The 16044-nt window shown below is 70.9% G+C and carries 16 protein-coding genes, 1 tRNA gene and 1 pseudogene; 12 read left to right on the forward strand and 6 right to left on the reverse strand.

The annotated features are described in order from the left end of the window. Positions 1-64 precede the first annotated feature (64 nt). The 11 genes from AOK00_RS09680 to AOK00_RS09730 all read left to right on the forward strand — a co-directional run bounded on the left by AOK00_RS09680 (position 65) and on the right by AOK00_RS09730 (position 10610). Positions 65-1033, forward strand: a complete 969-nt coding sequence (locus AOK00_RS09680) for a complex I subunit 1/NuoH family protein (protein WP_055599902.1) — start codon at positions 65-67, stop codon at positions 1031-1033. Beyond that, entirely contained in the window at positions 1033-1605 is a 573-nt protein-coding gene (locus tag AOK00_RS09685) for a NuoI/complex I 23 kDa subunit family protein (protein WP_055599903.1), read from the forward strand. The genes AOK00_RS09680 and AOK00_RS09685 overlap by 1 nt, the downstream gene beginning before the upstream one ends. A gap of 47 nt (positions 1606-1652) precedes the next feature. Then, entirely contained in the window at positions 1653-2198 is a 546-nt protein-coding gene (locus AOK00_RS09690; RefSeq protein WP_055599932.1) for an NADH-quinone oxidoreductase subunit J family protein, read from the forward strand. Next, a complete protein-coding gene (nuoK, locus tag AOK00_RS09695) occupies positions 2198-2587 on the forward strand; it encodes an NADH-quinone oxidoreductase subunit NuoK (RefSeq protein ID WP_055599904.1) in 390 nt (129 codons plus the stop codon). Before AOK00_RS09690 ends, nuoK begins: the two co-directional genes overlap by 1 nt. Then, positions 2584-4575, forward strand: coding sequence for an NADH-quinone oxidoreductase subunit 5 family protein (locus AOK00_RS09700; protein WP_055599905.1), 1992 nt, complete (start codon positions 2584-2586; stop codon positions 4573-4575). The genes nuoK and AOK00_RS09700 overlap by 4 nt, the downstream gene beginning before the upstream one ends. Positions 4576-4602: 27 nt before the next feature. Continuing rightward, positions 4603-6156 carry a complex I subunit 4 family protein gene (locus tag AOK00_RS09705; RefSeq protein WP_055599933.1) on the forward strand — a complete coding sequence of 518 codons (1554 nt, stop codon included), beginning with the start codon at positions 4603-4605 and terminating at the stop codon, positions 6154-6156. Then, positions 6153-7691 carry an NADH-quinone oxidoreductase subunit N gene (locus AOK00_RS09710; RefSeq protein WP_055599906.1) on the forward strand — a complete coding sequence of 513 codons (1539 nt, stop codon included), beginning with the start codon at positions 6153-6155 and terminating at the stop codon, positions 7689-7691. The genes AOK00_RS09705 and AOK00_RS09710 overlap by 4 nt, the downstream gene beginning before the upstream one ends. Before the next feature lie 37 nt (positions 7692-7728). Further along, positions 7729-8178 carry a large conductance mechanosensitive channel protein MscL gene (locus AOK00_RS09715; protein WP_055599907.1) on the forward strand — a complete coding sequence of 150 codons (450 nt, stop codon included), beginning with the start codon at positions 7729-7731 and terminating at the stop codon, positions 8176-8178. Positions 8179-8337: 159 nt separating this feature from the next. Continuing rightward, complete coding sequence (gene htpX / locus AOK00_RS09720) at positions 8338-9201, forward strand: zinc metalloprotease HtpX (RefSeq protein ID WP_055599908.1); 864 nt, start codon at positions 8338-8340, stop codon at positions 9199-9201. Beyond that, positions 9198-9596: a YccF domain-containing protein gene (locus tag AOK00_RS09725; RefSeq protein ID WP_055599909.1), complete on the forward strand. Its 399-nt coding sequence runs from the start codon at positions 9198-9200 to the stop codon at positions 9594-9596. The genes htpX and AOK00_RS09725 overlap by 4 nt, the downstream gene beginning before the upstream one ends. After that, positions 9597-10610: a hypothetical protein gene (locus AOK00_RS09730; protein WP_055599910.1), complete on the forward strand. Its 1014-nt coding sequence runs from the start codon at positions 9597-9599 to the stop codon at positions 10608-10610. It abuts the gene before it with no gap. On the opposite strand, the gene AOK00_RS09735 is transcribed toward AOK00_RS09730, so the two are convergent. The 4 genes from AOK00_RS09735 to AOK00_RS09750 form a co-directional block, all read right to left on the reverse strand. Then, complete coding sequence (locus AOK00_RS09735; RefSeq protein ID WP_055599911.1) at positions 10576-11814, reverse strand: APC family permease; 1239 nt, start codon at positions 11812-11814, stop codon at positions 10576-10578. The genes AOK00_RS09730 and AOK00_RS09735 overlap by 35 nt on opposite strands. A 10-nt stretch (positions 11815-11824) precedes the next feature. Next, positions 11825-12514 carry an alpha-ketoglutarate-dependent dioxygenase AlkB family protein gene (locus AOK00_RS09740; protein WP_107097350.1) on the reverse strand — a complete coding sequence of 230 codons (690 nt, stop codon included), beginning with the start codon at positions 12512-12514 and terminating at the stop codon, positions 11825-11827. Beyond that, positions 12511-13008, reverse strand: coding sequence for a methylated-DNA--[protein]-cysteine S-methyltransferase (locus tag AOK00_RS09745; protein WP_055599912.1), 498 nt, complete (start codon positions 13006-13008; stop codon positions 12511-12513). The genes AOK00_RS09740 and AOK00_RS09745 overlap by 4 nt, the downstream gene beginning before the upstream one ends. Before the next feature lie 104 nt (positions 13009-13112). Further along, a complete protein-coding gene (locus AOK00_RS09750) occupies positions 13113-13604 on the reverse strand; it encodes a YajQ family cyclic di-GMP-binding protein (RefSeq protein ID WP_015035522.1) in 492 nt (163 codons plus the stop codon). A 170-nt stretch (positions 13605-13774) separates the two neighbouring features. On the opposite strand from AOK00_RS09750, the gene AOK00_RS09755 reads away from it, so the two are divergent. Then, a tRNA-Tyr gene (locus AOK00_RS09755) sits at positions 13775-13856 on the forward strand. 199 nt (positions 13857-14055) lie between these two features. On the opposite strand, the pseudogene AOK00_RS09760 reads toward AOK00_RS09755, so the two are convergent. Both AOK00_RS09760 and AOK00_RS09770 read right to left on the reverse strand, forming a co-directional pair. Next, positions 14056-14367, reverse strand: a pseudogene (locus tag AOK00_RS09760) (site-specific integrase); the annotation flags it as partial. An 848-nt stretch (positions 14368-15215) separates the two neighbouring features. After that, positions 15216-15839 carry a hypothetical protein gene (locus AOK00_RS09770; protein ID WP_159041722.1) on the reverse strand — a complete coding sequence of 208 codons (624 nt, stop codon included), beginning with the start codon at positions 15837-15839 and terminating at the stop codon, positions 15216-15218. Positions 15840-16044 lie beyond the last annotated feature (205 nt).

Consider the following 16044-nt stretch of genomic DNA (forward strand, 5'->3'; position numbering starts at 1 on the left):
CCACCAAGCCGACCGGTCCTAGCGGCCCCACCGACCCCACCACCCCCGCCGGAGGCGATCCCGCGTGAACGACGTACTCGACGTCGCCCTCCGGCTTCTCGTCGTCTTCGCCGTCTTCCTCGTCCTGCCGCTCGTCGTCGGCCAGACCGAGCACAAGGTCATGGCCCACATGCAGGGCCGCCTCGGCCCCATGTACGCCGGTGGTTTCCACGGCTGGGCACAGCTCGTCGCCGACGGCGTGAAGTTCGCGCAGAAAGAGGACGTCGTCCCCAAGGACGCCGACCGGCGGGTCTTCCAGCTCGCGCCGGCCGTCGCCCTCCTCCCGTACCTCCTCGTTCTCGTCGCGATCCCGATCGGTCCGAGCGAAGGCGCCGTCGGGCAGGTCGTCGACGCCGGCATCTTCTTCGTGCTGGCCGTGATGGGCGTCGGCGTTCTCGGCAGTCTGATGGCCGGCTGGGCGTCCGCGAACAAGTTCTCGCTGCTCGGCGGGCTCCGTACCGCCGCCCAGCTCCTCGCGTACGAGCTCCCCATGCTCCTCGCCGCCGCATCCGTCGCGATGGCCGCCGGCACCGTCTCGCTCCCCGGCATCCTCAACGCCTTCGAGTGGTGGTGGGTGCCCTGGCAGATCGTCGGCGCCCTCGTGTTCTTCGTGGCGGGTCTCGCCGAGCTCCAGCGCCCGCCGTTCGACATGCCCGTCGCCGACTCGGAGATCATCTTCGGCGCGTACACCGAGTACACCGGTCTCCGTTTCGCGCTGTTCCTGCTCGCCGAGTACGCCGGCATCGTCGTCCTGTGCGGCCTCACCACCGTCCTGTTCCTCGGCGGCTGGCACGGCCCCTTCGGGGGTGACGGTCTCGGCTGGGTGTGGACCCTGCTCAAGACCGCCGTCCTCGCGTTCGTCGTGATCTGGCTGCGGGTCAGCTACCCGCGCCTCCGCGAGGACCAGCTCCAGAAGCTCGCCTGGACGACCCTCGTCCCGCTCGCGCTCGCGCAGATCGCGCTCACCGGCATCGTGAAGGTGGCGATCCAGTAATGCCTCCGATCCCCGGCTCGGGCCTCGCCAAGGGCCTCGCCGTCACTCTCCGCACGATGACGAGGAAGACCGTCACCGCGCAGTACCCGGACGTCCAGCCCGAGCTGCCGCCCCGCACCCGCGGGGTCATCGGGCTGTTCGAGGAGAACTGCACGGTCTGCATGCTGTGCGCCCGTGAGTGCCCCGACTGGTGCATCTACATCGACTCCCACAAGGAGACGGTGCCGGCGGCCGCCCCCGGTGGCCGCGAGCGCAGCCGGAACGTCCTCGACCGCTTCGCCATCGACTTCTCCCTCTGCATGTACTGCGGTATCTGCATCGAGGTGTGCCCCTTCGACGCGCTGTTCTGGTCGCCCGAGTTCGAGTACGCGGAGACCGACATCCACGAGCTGACCCACGAGCGCGACAAGCTCCGCGAGTGGATGTGGACGGTTCCCGAACCGCCCGCCCTCGACCCCGGCGCGGAGGAGCCGAAGGAGATCGCGGCCGCCCGCAAGGCGGCGGAGAAGGCCGCGGCCGCGGCCGCAGCAGAGGCCGAGGCCGCAGCCCAGGCCCAGGGGGAGCAGTCGTGATCCTCGCCGCAGCTCGGCACGTCGCCCAGCAAGCCGCCCAGCAGCCCGTGCTCAACCAGGAGGCCCACGGCTTCCTCTCGCCCACCGGCGTCGAGATCGCCTTCCTCCTCGTCGGTCTCGTCACCCTCGGCGCCGCCCTCGTCACCGTCACCACCCGCCAGCTCGTCCACGCCGCGCTCTGGCTGGTCGTGGCGCTCGGCGGCCTCGCCGTCGAGTACCTGATCCTGACGGCCGAGTTCATCGCCTGGGTCCAGGTCCTGATCTACGTCGGTTCCGTCGTCGTCCTCCTTCTCTTCGGGCTCATGCTCACCAAGGCCCCCATCGGCCACTCGCCGGACGCCGACTCCCGCAACAGACCGGTGGCCGCCGCCGTCGCGCTCGCCGCCGCGGGCGCGCTCGTCTGGGTGGTCGTCGACGCGTTCCGCACGACCTGGATCGACCTCGACGGAGCCGTGCAGGGCTCCACCGAGGTGTCCGGCGAGATCCTCTTCCGGCACTGGGTGCTGCCGTTCGAGGCGCTGTCCGTGCTGCTGCTGGCCGCCCTGGTCGGCGCCATCGTGCTCTCCCGCAGGAAGAAGGAGGAGCAGCGCTGATGCACCTCGCCTACCCGGCCGTCCTCGCCGCCCTCCTCTTCGCCATCGGCGTGTACGGCGTCCTCGCCCGCCGCAACGCGATCCTGGTCCTGATGTCCGTCGAGCTGATGCTCAACGCCGTCAACCTCAACCTCGTCGCCTTCGACGTCTGGCTCCGCGACACCCTGCACGCCGGTCAGGCCCTCACCCTCTTCACCATCGCCATCGCCGCCGCGGAGATCGGCATCGGTCTCGCGATCGTCCTGATGGTCCACCGCAACAGGGGCACCTCGGACATCGACCGGCTCCGGGACACGGCGGAGCCGCCGCAGCCCTGGGACACCGCGACCGAGGACGGCGCGACCACCGACGACACGCCCACCGGCGAGAAGGCCGAGGCCACCGCGTGACCACCACGACCCTCGCCGTCCTCGTCCCCCTCCTCCCCTTCCTCGGCTCCGTCGCCGGCCTCCTGCTCGGCCGTACCGCTCCCGGCTACGTCCGCCCGCTGGCCGTGCTGCCCACCGTCGCCGCCGCGGTCCTGGCCGTGGTCGTCGCCGTACGGCAGGGCGGCGGGAAGGCCATCGACGCCGCGACCCAGCTCACCCCCACCGGCTCGGTCCCCATCGACCTGTCCCTGTACATCGACGGCTTCGCGGCCCTTGTCGCCGTCCTCGTCGGCGTCGTCGCCACCTGTGTGCAGATCTACTCGACCGGCTACCTCCGCGAGGACCCGCGCTACGCCTCGTACGCCGCGCTCGTCTCCCTCTTCACCTCCGCGATGCTGCTCGTCGTCTACTCCGGCGACCTGATGGTGCTCCTGGTCGGCTGGGAGATCATGGGCATCTGCTCGTACTTCCTGGTCGGCCACTACTGGGAGACCCCCGAGGCGCGCGCCGCATCCCTGAAGGCCTTCCTCGTCACCAAGCTCGGTGACGTCCCCTTCCTCATCGGCCTCTTCGCGCTCGCCACCGACGCGGGCACGTTCCAGATCACGGGCGTGCTCGGCGCCGTCGCGCGCGGCGAGATCGACCACCCCACCGTGATCGCGCTGCTGCTGCTCGCCGGTGTGGCGGGCAAGTCGGCCCAGTTCCCGCTGCACACCTGGCTCCCGGACGCCATGGCCGGCCCCACCCCCGTCTCCGCGCTCATCCACGCGGCGACGATGGTCGCCGCCGGTATCTACTTCACGGCCCGGCTGCTGCCCGTCTTCGCCGCCTCCGCCGCCGCGATGACGGTGCTCGCCGTGATGGCCGCGATCACGATGGTCGGCTCGGCGCTCGCCGCGCTCGCCCAGGACGACATCAAGCGGGTCCTCGCCTACTCGACGATCGGTCAGCTCGGCTACATGGCCGGTGCCCTCGCCGTCGGCGACCGCGGGTCCGCCGTCTTCCACCTCCTCTCGCACGGCGCCTTCAAGGCCCTGCTCTTCCTCGCCGCCGGCACCGTCATCCACGCCGCCGGTACGAACTCACTGACCGCCATGTCCCGCATGAGCGGCCTCGCGAAGCGCATCCCCGACGCGTACTGGACGATGACCGTCGCCCTGCTCGCGCTCGCCGCGATCCCGCCCTTCGCCGGCTTCTTCTCCAAGGAGGCCGTCCTGGTGGCCGCCGAGCACACCGCGCTCGGAGAGCGGACCGTCGCCCCCGCCGGGGCCGGCTGGACCGTCCTCGTCGCCGGGCTGCTGACCGCCTTCCTCACCGCCGCGTACGCGCTCCGTCTCTGGCTGCGGACCTTCCGCGGCCGGGGAGCGGAGGCCCCCGACCACGGTCGCCAGCCGATCGCCATGACGTCCGTGCTGTGGGTGCTCGCGGTGCCCTCCCTGGGCTTCGGTCTGGCGGTCACGTACCTCGACGACTGGTTCGACGGGAACGACCTCACCCCGACCGTCACCACGGCCGTCCTCGGCACCGGCCTCGCCGCGGCCGGCGCCGTGATCACGTACGCGCTGTGGCGCACCCTCGCCGCCAGGACCCGGGTGACGGCCGCCGCCCAGGCACCCGCCCCGCACGTGGCCCACCCGGACGCCGACGCCGGTCTCGTCGAGGCCGAGGCGCTGCACCTGCCGCACCCCGCCGAGGACCCGGCCGACCCCGGCCGCGCCCTCCTCGGCCCGCTGCACGGTCCCGCCTCCGACGGCTTCCACCTGGACGCCGTCTACCGGGCGGCGTTCGTCCGCCCCGTCCTCGCCGCCGCCTCCCTGGTCCGCTTCCTGGACCGCGAGGTCGTCGACACCTACGTCCGCGCCGCGGGCACCTCCGCCAAGGGGCTCGGCTGGCTCGTCCGCCGTGCCCAGACCGGCAACGTGCAGACCTACCTCAGCGCCCTGCTCGCCGGCTCCGTCGTCCTGGCGATCGTCGCCGTCGCCCTCGCCAACGCCGTCGCCGGAGCGTGAGCCGTGATCGATATCAGCGAATCCGTGATGCAGTTCCTTCTGGCGTTGATCGTCGCCGGACCGCTCCTCGGCGCGGCCGCCGCCCTTCTCCCCGCCCCGCCGGGACTGAAGGGGAAGTCCCCGGACCAGGCCGTGCTCCGCCACGGCGTCACCGTCACCGGTGTGATCCTGCTGGCCGCGATCGTCCTCGCGCTGGGCTTCGACCACGACCAGCCGTCGAGGATGCAGGCCACCACGGACATCAGCTGGATCCCCGCACTCGACGTGCGGATCCACCTCGGTGTCGACGGCATCTCCCTCCCCCTCCTGGTCCTGACCGCGCTCCTGAGCTTCCTCTGCGCGCTGTACAGCTACTTCAAGATGCCCTCCGGCCCTTCCCCCAAGGGCTTCGTCGCGCTGCTCCTCGTCCTGGAGTCCGGCACCCTCGCCACCTTCGCCGTCCTCGACCTGGTCCTGTTCTTCCTGGCCTTCGAGATGGTCCTCATCCCGATGTACTTCCTCATCGCCCGCTGGGGCGGCGAGGGCAAGCAGGCCGCGGCCTGGAAGTTCATCCTCTACACGCTGCTCGGCTCCGTCGTCATGCTGCTCGGCCTGCTCCTCATCGGTGTGAAGGCGGGCACCTTCGACATGGTGGCACTCGCCGCTGACAACGGCCGTGGACTGACCACATCCGTGCAGGTCATCGCCGTTCTCGCGATCGGCGTCGGGCTCGCCGTGAAGACCCCGATGTGGCCGCTGCACAGCTGGCTCCCGGACGCCCACACCGCCGCCCCCACGGTCGGCTCGGTCCTCCTCGCCGGCGTCCTGCTCAAGATGGGCACGTACGGCTTCGTCCGGATCGTCCTGCCGATCGCCCCCGACGGCATGCGGATCTTCGCCCCCTACCTCGCCGCCTTCGCCGTCGCCGGGATCATCTACGGATCGCTCGCCTGCCTCGCCCTCGCGCGGCCCGGCAACAAGGGCGACCTCAAGCGCCTCATCGCGTACTCCTCCGTCGGCCACATGGGCTTCGTGCTCCTCGGCATCGCCACCATGACCCCCACCGGGGTCAACGGCGCCCTCTTCGCCAACGTCGCCCACGGTCTCGTCACCGGCCTGCTCTTCTTCCTGGTCGGCGCCGTCAAGGACCGGTACGGCACCGCCGACCTCGACACCCTCGCCGGAGCCACCGGCGCCGCCCTCTACGGCCGCGCCCCGCGCCTCGGCGCCCTCCTCGCCTTCGCCGCCGTCGCCTCCCTCGGCCTGCCCGGCCTGGCCGGCTTCTGGGGCGAGATGCTGGCCCTGTTCGGCGCCTTCGAGCCCGCCGAGGGCCTCAGCCGCCCCGCCTTCCTCACCTTCATGGCGATCGGCGCCTTCGGTACCCTCCTCACCGCCGCGTACCTCCTGCTCGTCGTCCGTCGCGTCTGCATGGGCGGCCCCCGCCCCGCCGGGGAGACGCCGATCGCCGACGTCCAGGGGTACGAGTTCGCCGCCTGGACCCCGCTCGTCGCCCTCACCGTCCTCGCCGGACTCTGGCCCGCGGTCCTCCTCGGCCTCACCGACCCGGCCGTCCAGAAGCTCCTCGCCGGAGGCATCCGATGACCCCAGTGACGGCGTTCGCCGACGACTCGCTCGTCCAGTCCGTCGACTGGCTCACGATCGCGCCCCCCACCCTCACGGCCGTGGTCGCCCTCGTCGTGCTCGTCGCCGACCTGTTCGTCCCCGAGGAGCGCAAGCGGCTCCTCGGCTGGACGGCGATCGCCGGCCTCGTCGCCGCCCTCGCCCTCCTCGTCCCGCTACGGGCCGGCGACCGCTCCACCTTCTGCCTCACCGCGGACACCCGGGCCGGCGCGTGCAGCTACACGGCCGACCACTTCACCCTGGTCATCCAGCTGCTCGTGCTCGGCGGCGCGCTCCTGACGGCGCTGCTCTCCGTCACCGAGACCCGCGAGAGGCTCCCGGCCGGCGAGTACTGGTTCCTGCTGCTCTCCTCGGCCGCCGGGGCCGCGCTGCTGCCCGCCTCACGGGACCTCGCGACCCTGGTCGTCGCCCTGGAGGTGGCCTCGCTGCCCGCCTTCGCGCTCGTCGGCCTCAAGCGCGGCGACCGCATGTCCGGCGAGGCCGCGCTCAAGTTCTTCCTGTCCTCCGTGACCGCGACCGCCGTCACCCTGCTCGGCGTGAGTTTCGTGTACGCGGCGACCGGCACCCTCCACCTCACGGAGCTCGCCCAGTCCCTCGACGACGTCCCCGGCCAGCTCCAGACGCTCGCCGAGGCGGGCGTGGCCCTGACCCTCGTCGGCTTCGCCTTCAAGACGGCCGCCGTCCCCTTCCACTTCTGGGTGCCGGACACCTACGTGGGTGCCCCGCTGCCCGTCGCCGCCTACCTGTCGGTGGTCGGCAAGGCCGTCGGCTTCACCGGGCTCATCCTGGTGACGGTCGTCGCCTTCCCCTCGTACGCCGACGTGTGGGGCCCGGCGCTGGCCGCCCTCGCCGCGCTGACCATGACCGTCGGCAACGTGGCGGCCCTCCGGCAGCTGTCCACGCGCGCGTGGAGCGCGGTCCGGCTGCTCGCCTGGTCCTCCGTCGCCCAGGCCGGCTACCTGCTCGTGCCGATCGCGGCCGCCGCGTACTCCAGCGACGACCAGATCGGTGCCACCGTCGCGTACGCCCTGATGTACGCCGTGGTGAACCTCGGCGCGTTCGCCGTCGTCGCGCTCGTCGCCCGCCGGCACCCCGAGAACCGGATCGCGGACTACCGGGGCCTGTACGCGACGAGCCCCGCCGCCGCCCTCGCGCTCGCCTTCTTCCTCCTGAATCTGGCCGGTTTGCCCCCGGGTATCATCGGCCTCTTCGCCAAGGTGACCGTCTTCTCGGCGGCCGTCGACGCGGGCCTCGGCTGGCTGGCCGTGATCATGGGCGTCAACGTCGTGATCGGGCTGTACTACTACCTCCGCTGGACGGCACTGCTGTTCCGCACGCCGGAGGGCGCGGTACGGGAGACGCCTGCCGGGACCCCCGTACCCCACACGGTCCCCGCGCCGATCACCCTGGCGATCGTGCTGACCGCCGCCGCCGGCGTCGTCCTGTCGGGCTACCCGCAGATCGCGCTCCGCTTCGCGACGGACAGCCTGTTCTGACCCCCCACACGACGAAACACCAGGAGCGGGAAACACCGTGCTGAACGGATTCAAGGACTTCATACTTCGCGGGAACGTCATCTCGATGGCCATCGGTCTGGCCGTCGGAACGGCGTTCACGGCGGTCGTCACCGGCTTCAGCAAGGCCTTCATCACCCCGCTCATCGGTCTCGCCACCGGCACCGTCGGCAACTTCAACGACGCGCAGTTCCACGTCGGCAGGACCGTCTTCCCCTACGGCCTCGCCATCTCCGCCGCCATCGCCTTCGTCATCACCGCCGCGGTCCTGTACTTCCTGATCGTCGCCCCGCTGACGAAGGTCCAGGAGCGGTTCGCGAGGGAGAAGGCGGCCGACCCGAAGTCCGAGAAGCGCGACTGCCCCCGCTGCTTCACGGAGATCCCGGCCATCGCCTCCCGCTGCGCCCACTGCACCAGCGAGGTCGAGCCGACCATCATCTTCGAGGAGAAGATCCCGGCCGCCCGCTGATCACCCGAACGGCCCACACCCCGCCACCGGCGCCCCCGGTGCGGCCGGGGGAACCCGAACCTCCCGCCTGGCGTTGACCAGTACGGAAGGGTCCACTGGACGAGTGGATATGACCACGCAGCAAAGGGTTCCCCTGCCGCACCACTTGGAGGGCGTACCGTGCACCGCCGGCACAACGGGCTGAGGACCGCCGTACTTCTCGGAGGGCTCTCCGCCCTCATCATCGTCATCGGCAGCTTCTTCGGCCGTACGGGGCTGATCGTCGCGCTCTTCGTGGCGCTCGGCACCAACGCGTACGCGTACTGGAACAGCGACAAGCTGGCACTGCGGGCCATGCGCGCCCGTCCGGTCAGCGAGTTCGAGGCACCCGCGCTCTACCGGATGGTGCGGGAGCTCTCCACGCAGGCGCGCCAGCCCATGCCGCGGCTCTACATCTCGCCGACCCAGGCGCCCAACGCCTTCGCGACCGGCCGCAACCCGCGCAACGCCGCCGTGTGCTGCACCGAGGGCATCCTCGCGATCCTCGACGAGCGCGAGCTGCGCGGGGTCATCGGCCATGAGCTGAGCCATGTCTACAACCGGGACATCCTCATCTCCTCGGTCGCCGGAGCGCTCGCCTCCGTGATCATGTTCCTGGTCAACTTCGCGTGGCTGATCCCGGTCGGCCGCTCCAGCGACGACGACGGACCGGGCATCCTCGGATACCTCCTGATCCTCATCCTCGGCCCGATCGCCGCCTCGGTCATCCAGCTGGCCATCTCCCGCTCCCGCGAGTACGAGGCCGATACCTCCGGAGCCCAGCTCACCGGCGACCCGCTCGCCCTGGCCAGCGCCCTGCGGAAGCTGGACGCCGGTACCAAGCAGCTGCCGCTGCCCGCCGAGCCCCGGATCGAGACCGCGAGCCACATGATGATCGCGAACCCGTTCGGGCCCGGGAAGGGCCTGTCCAAGATGTTCTCCACCCACCCGCCGATGGCCGAGCGCATCGCCCGGCTCGAACAGATGGCAGGTCGACGCCCGTGAAGACGATCCTCAACATCATCTGGCTGATCCTCTGCGGATTCTGGATGTTCCTCGGCTACATGCTCGCGGGCGTCCTGCTCTGCATCACGATCATCGGCATCCCCTTCGGACTCGCCGCGTTCCGCATCGGGCTGTACGCACTGTGGCCGTTCGGGCACACGGTCGTGGACCGCCGGGACGCGGGCGCGCCCTCCTGCGTGGGCAACGTCCTGTGGCTGATCCTCGCCGGCTGGTGGCTCGCCCTCGGCCACATCACCACCGGCATCGCCCTCTGCATCACGATCATCGGCATCCCGCTCGGCATCGCGAACTTCAAGATGATCCCGGTGTCGCTGCTGCCCCTCGGCAAGGAGATCATCCCCACCGACCAGGCCTACGGCTACGCGGGCCGCTGAGTGCAGAACCCCCGCTACGCGCTCCTCTCCGGCTCGTACGCCGTCGCCCTCTGCAAGGACGTCGACGGCCTGTACGGGGAGCCCGTGCCGGTGCCACCCGTGCGCTACGAGCTCCGCGGCTGCGAGCCGCGCGGGGAGCTCGCCAGGGCCGTCACCGAGGCGCTCGTGGAGGGCACGGCGCCGCTCGGCACGCTGGACGTGGAGGTTCCCGACGGCCTGTGGCGGCTCGAAGGGGTCCGCGTCCTCGGCGCGCGCGGAGACGCCGTGACCGTCGAGACCACGGGCGGCCCGCGCCGACGGCCCCACGGCTCGCATCCGGCCCGCTGCGCGAACCTGATACGGATCTCGCCCGAACCGCCGCCGGAGGTCACGCACACCGAGGTCACCTTCCGCGGCTGCTCCCCGCGCGGGGCGCTGCGCGACGCGCTCGCCGCCGGGGCGGAGGAGTTCGGGACGGTCGACTACCGCGTCCTGGCCTGGGTGGGGGATCTGCACGACGGCGGCGAGGCGGGCCGCGTCACCGGCTGGGACACCTCGGCCGACCACCGCGGCCTGGTCGACCTGACCGTGGCCTTCCCCCGCGCGCGGCTCGTGCCGCCGCAGACCCGCGAGGTCTGGGACCTGTTCTTCGGCGGCAGGCCCGCCGAGCCCGGTACCTGGCGGCGGTTCACCGGTGCGGCGCGCGGCGAGTGGCTGAGACAGGCCGTCCGTCGGCCGCACGGCGCCCCGGAGATCACCCCGGGGGCCACGTACGACCTCGACGGGACCGATGTCGTCGACGAGACGTCGTTCCTGTGCGCCCTCGGGGAGGCGGTGTACGGCCCCGGCCGCGGGCCCGGTGGTGAGGCCGGGGTGTTCGGGGAGGAGTGGGCGGGCATCACGCTCGTCTGGCACCGGGCCGACGTGGCCCGCGCCTGCCTGGGTGTCCAGCCGTGGCTCGGACACCGTCCCGCGACCTTCGAGGAGCTGACCGACGCCCTCAGGAAGGCGGGGACACGGCTCGTCCTCGACTGATCGCCCACGCCACCACGCCCGCGGCGACCACCCCGGACCCCGCGAGGACGGCGCCGAGCGGCAGCGCGAAGGCGAGGGCCGCGCACCCGGCGAGCCCGAGCGCGGCGAGCGGCCGGCGCGCGGGTCCCAGGGTCCAGGCGGAGGCGTTCGCGATGCCGTAGTAGACGAGCACCCCGAAGGACGAGAAACCGATCGCGCCCCGCACGTCCGCCGTCGCCGCGACGACGGCGACCACCGCGCCCACCGCGAGCTCGGCCCGGTGCGGTACCTGGAAACGGGGGTGGACGGCCGCGAGCGCGGTCGGCAGGTAGGCGTCCCTGGCCATCGCGAGGGTCGTACGGGACACCCCGAGGATCAGCGAGAGCAGCGAGCCGAGGGCGGCGACGGCCGCGCCCACCGCGACCACCGGCACCAGCCACGCGGCGCCCGCCGCCCGGGCGGTGTCCGTCAGCGGCGCGGGGGAGACGGCGAGGGCCTCGGGGCCGAGGACGGTGAGCACGCTGACCGCGACGAGCGCGTAGACGGCGAGCGCGATGCCCAGCGCGAGGGGCACGGCCCGGGGGATCGTCCGGGCCGGGTCGCGGACCTCCTCGCCGAGGGTGGCGATGCGCGCGTACCCCGCGAATGCGAAGAAGAGCAAACCCGCGGCCTGCAGAACCCCGCTGGCGGTGAGCTCCGCGCCGAGGGGGAGCGGGTTCGTCCCGCCGGCCCCGAGGCCGACCGCGGCGACCGCGGCGAGGACCGCGAGGACGATCCCCACGATCACCCGGGTGAGCAGTGCCGACTTCTGAACTCCCCCGTAGTTGACGGCCGTCAGGGCCACCACGGCGGCCACCGCCACCGCGTGCGCGTGCTCCGGCCACACGTACGCGCCGACGGTCAGCGCCATCGCCGCGCAGGAGGCCGTCTTGCCGACCACGAACGCCCAGCCGGCGAGGTACCCCCAGAACGATCCGAGGCATTCGCGACCGTACACATAGGTGCCACCCGAACTCGGGTACCGGGCCGCGAGCCGAGCCGAGGCCATGGCGTTGCAGTACGCGACGACGGCGGCGATCCCGAGCGCGAGAAGCAGCCCGCCCCCGGACCCGACGGCCGCCGCGGCGGGCCCGAGGGCGACGAAGATCCCGGCCCCGACCATGGCACCGAGCCCGATCACGACCGCGTCGAAGACACCGAAGGACCGGCGCAGCTCAGCACTCATGCGCCGCAGCCTAGGCCCTGTCGTCAAACTCCCGTCGTCGCCCCAAGGGGCGCGGAGGGGAGTGCGGCGACAGGGCCGGGAGCCCCGTCTCCCGCAGGGTGATGTTGAGTCGCCCGGCGAGCCCGAGTGCGGGATCGGCCGTACCCGGCCGGACCTTCGGCACCCCGTGATGGACCCACCGCGAGGCCCCGCCGAACACGAACAGATCACCGGAGGCCAGCTCGACGTCCTGGTACGGCCGTCCCCGGCTCTCCTCGTTGCCGAAGCGGAACACGCACCGGTCCCCGAGGCTCAGCGACACCACCGGCGCGCCCGAACGCTCCTCGCGGTCCTGGTGCATGCCCATCCGCGCCCCCGGCGCGTAGAAGTTCACGAGCGCGGTGTCGGGAGTGAACCCGCCGTCGTCCCCGTACGCCTCGACGAGCGCCTCCCGGCCCAGGCCCACGAGCCAGTCGGGAAACGGAACCCCGACGGAGTCGAGATAGCGGTACGGCACCCACTGCCGGCCCAGGCACAGCGACCGCACCGACATGACCCCGCCTCCGGGCAGCACGGTCTGCCGGTACGGCACCGGCCCCCGCCCCCACTCCCGGCAGGCGTCCACCAACTCCCGCTGCCGTGCGAGCGGGAGCCACGCGGGCACGTGCACCGCGCCGGGCGCGACCGTCGTCCGCTCGCGGGGAAACAGCCCCTCGGTCACACCGGGGCTCCCTCCAGGCCGAGGAGCCGCTCCTTGCGGTCGACCCCCGCGGCGTACCCGCGCAGACCGCCGTCGGCTCCGATCACCCGGTGGCAGGGCCGCACCACGAGCAGCGGATTGCGCCCGATCGCGGTCCCCACGGCCCGTACACCCGCGCCCGGGGAGCCGACCCGCCGGGCGATCTCGCCGTACGAGACGGTCGTGCCGTACGGGATCTCCTCCAGCGCCCGCCAGACGCGCCGCTGGAACTCGGTCCCGGCGCCGCCGTCGAGCGGCAGGTCGAACCGGTCGCGCCGCCCGGCGAAGTACTCACCGAGCTGCCCGGCGACCTCGGTGAAGGCCTCGGGCGCCAGGGTCCACCCGCCCTCGACCTCGACGGCGCCCTTCTGGCCCGGCAGGGACAGTGAGCGCAGCACGGCACGGCCCCCTTCGGCGAGCCGCCCGACAAGCAGCATCTCGCCCAGGGGGCCGTCGACGTACGCGTACACGGTCATGGCTGGTTCCTCTCCCCGCACGGGTCTTCCACGTCCAGTGTGCGGGGCCCGCCGAGCCTCGGGCCGGCGGTATTCGGACACGAGCCTCACGACCCGATACGAGGTCAGCGGTAGTTCACGAACTGGATCGCGAAGTCGAAGTCCTTGCCCTTGAGCAGCGCCTGAACGGCCTGCAGGTCGTCCCGGCTCTTCGAGCTGACCCGCAGCTCGTCACCCTGGACCTGCGCCTTGACGCCCTTGGGGCCCTCGTCGCGGATGGCCTTCGCGACCTTCTTGGCGTTCTCCTGGGAGATGCCCTCGGTGACCGACGCGAAGAGCTTGTACTCCTTGCCGGACAGCTGCGGCTCACCCTCGACGTCCAGCGACTTCAGCGAGATGCCCCGCTTGATCAGCTTGGTCTGGAAGATGTCGAGGATCGCCATGACGCGCTCCTCGCCGTTGGCCTGCATGAGGATCTTCTCGCCCGACCACGAGATCGAGGCGTTGGTTCCCTTGAAGTCGTAGCGCTGCGAGATCTCCTTCACGGCCTGGTTGAGGGCGTTGTCGACCTCCTGCCGCTCGACCTTGGACACGATGTCGAAACTGGAGTCGGCCATGACTCGTGGCTCCTTGCTCGGATGCTTGGGGTACAGCCCAAAGCCTAGGGGGTGAGCCACGGCCCGAACCGCTGATCAACCGGGTGGCGAACCACCCCCCGGGATCAGGTATTGTTTACGTCGTTGCCACGGAACACCGCCGAAAAGCGGCTCCACGGCAGCGATCTCATGGCGATGTGCCCGAGTGGCCAATGGGAGCGGACTGTAAATCCGTCGGCTTAGCCTACCCAGGTTCGAATCCTGGCGTCGCCACGCGATAAGAACGGCCCCTGATCTGCGGAAACGCGATCAGGGGCCGTTTGCGTGTGTAAGTGAGACAAGGGGTCGACTGTCTCGCCCTGTACCGCCCGATCACCCTCTCTACCAGCGTGTCTGGACGGGCTGTGGACGGGAATCGAGCCCGCCGCGACCGGCTGAGACCGGGGCGCCGGTTAACGGCCGGCGGCGACGCTCACCGGTGCTGGTTCAGACGGGCGGAGATCTTGGCGTTCGCGGCCTCGTCGCCCCCCTTGAGGAACTTCGCGTACACGCGGAAGAGGACCCCCACGGAGTGCCCGGCTCGCGCGGCGACCAGCTGCGGCTCGACGCCGGAACTCAGCCACGTGGAGACGGCGGCGTGACGAAGGTCATACGGCCGCTTGGCGAGCCTCGTCTCCCGCTCGGCAGGGCTCAGGACGTCCTCACGGGCGCCCGCCCAGACCTCCCCGTAGCCGCTCTCCTGGACCATGCCGCCCCGGGCGGTCCGGAACAGCCGGCCGTCGGGCCACCAGGCCATACATGGGTCGCAGCACGGTTGCAGCAGGACGCGGAGGCCTCGGACCGGTTCCGGGGTCTTCTGCGTGTAGATAGCAGCGAGGCGTTACGGTTCGGCGCATGGGGATTCCAAGGTGGGCCGGTCGCGCGACGGCCGCAGTGGTCGTGGCCGGGGCGTTGATCATTCGGCGTATGCTCCAGGATGCTGCGGCGCAGTCAGAGACCACCTCAGACTCCGGGTACGACTGGTCCCAGAACGAGACCAATTGGCACTGGCGTTGCGAGTGCGGCGCCAAGTCTCGTGGCGGCGACATCAAGGCTGAGACGGAGTACAACGCCCAGCGGCACCAGTGGCGCAAGTGGAGCGCAGGTACGGGGCACCCGATGCCTGAGGTCTATCAGAAACCCTTGTAGATCGTAGCCGCTAGGGGCTGTCGACGGGCAACGCTGGAGGCGCTGTTACCGAAGGGGACGAGGGCGGCGCGGTCTCGGTTGCGGTCTCGCTTGCCACCCGTTCCGGGGCTGTCCGCTCGTGTCCACCGGGGCTTGACAACCCTCGTGACGGTCCGCGGAGCCGACTCCGCAGACGCTCGCGGACGCCCCCGGACCAAGATCGGACAATTCGTAATGCGTAGGTCTCGGGTTCGAATCCCGAAGGCGGCTAAGAAAAAGGCCGGGCCGGGCGATGTCCGACCTGGCCTTTTCTGTTGCGCGGAGGGGTGAAGGCCCGAAGGCCTGGCTGCCCGAGCCCAGCTACCCGACCCGGGCGCCCGGGTCGGGTAGCTGGGCTCGGTGCCTGCGGTCGGGTGCCCCGGGCGGTCGGGGTCAGTGGGTGAGGCCCGGCAGACTGATGGAGGGTTAGCGGGATGGTGACGCCGACGAATCCCCAGAGACGCCGTCACGACTGCTGTCTGCAGAGTCTTCGGAGACCGCGACCGCCTCGCCTCGTCGCATCGTGCCATTGACCCGCTCTTCCCCCTCCCCCGTGATGAGTCGGCGCATCCACCATCGAGCGAACTCGCTTCGGGAAACGAGGCGCAGGCCGATGGTCATGTACGGGATCAGGAAGACCGGGGCGAAGGCACCGATCAGCAGCATGACGAAGCCGACACCAGCAATTTGAGTTACTTGCTTGGCCAGGTCCGGGGATGGGAGCCGTTCGGTGGTGGCCAGCCAACGAATCAAACTGACCTCTGCCCAAACGTGCAACACGGCCAAAACGCCCCATGCCAGACCGAAGCACACCTCAAGAAACCTTGCGAACGGAATTTGCCGAACCGGCCGCCTCCGGGGAGGATCTTCGTGATCCGGACTCTCGGTGCCATTATTGGTGATTCGAGCCAGCGCTGTTCTGACCTCGTGGTCGACTGTCGGCCCTTTGGTGGCAACGAAGACGTTCGAGAGCTTCGTCGCCTCAGCCCAACCAAGCAGCAAGATGATGGGGATGACTGTCACCATTGCTGAGGCGAACTCTTCGGTCATCTCATAAGTGTTCATCACGCCCCCCATGAACTCGGCTGCCCCATCAGGAAGGTAGCGGATGCTCCGCAGCGACTCGCCGATGGGCGTGCTTGTTTCTTGAGATGCCCCAGAGTCTGTAGCCGGCCGCGCGGGACAGCACCCGCCGCCGAGCAACACTGAACAGCCGAGTAAGTGCTGGTAGAGACCCCGGCCATCGCGGTGGTGG

Source organism: Streptomyces aureus (assembly GCF_001418135.1).
Lineage (GTDB): Bacteria > Actinomycetota > Actinomycetes > Streptomycetales > Streptomycetaceae > Streptomyces > Streptomyces aureus_A.

Bases quoted from the DNA above. Each gene is read 5' to 3' on its own strand.
- AOK00_RS09750 (WP_015035522.1), bottom strand. From the start codon at position 13,604: ATGGCCGACTCCAGTTTCGACATCGTGTCCAAGGTCGAGCGGCAGGAG.
- nuoK (WP_055599904.1), top strand. From the start codon at position 2,198: ATGCACCTCGCCTACCCGGCCGTCCTCGCCGCCCTCCTCTTCGCCATC.
- AOK00_RS09710 (WP_055599906.1), top strand. From the start codon at position 6,153: ATGACCCCAGTGACGGCGTTCGCCGACGACTCGCTCGTCCAGTCCGTC.
- AOK00_RS09685 (WP_055599903.1), top strand. From the start codon at position 1,033: ATGCCTCCGATCCCCGGCTCGGGCCTCGCCAAGGGCCTCGCCGTCACT.
- AOK00_RS09735 (WP_055599911.1), bottom strand. From the start codon at position 11,814: ATGAGTGCTGAGCTGCGCCGGTCCTTCGGTGTCTTCGACGCGGTCGTG.
- AOK00_RS09745 (WP_055599912.1), bottom strand. From the start codon at position 13,008: ATGACCGTGTACGCGTACGTCGACGGCCCCCTGGGCGAGATGCTGCTT.
- AOK00_RS09770 (WP_159041722.1), bottom strand. From the start codon at position 15,839: ATGACCGAAGAGTTCGCCTCAGCAATGGTGACAGTCATCCCCATCATC.
- AOK00_RS09705 (WP_055599933.1), top strand. From the start codon at position 4,603: ATGCAGTTCCTTCTGGCGTTGATCGTCGCCGGACCGCTCCTCGGCGCG.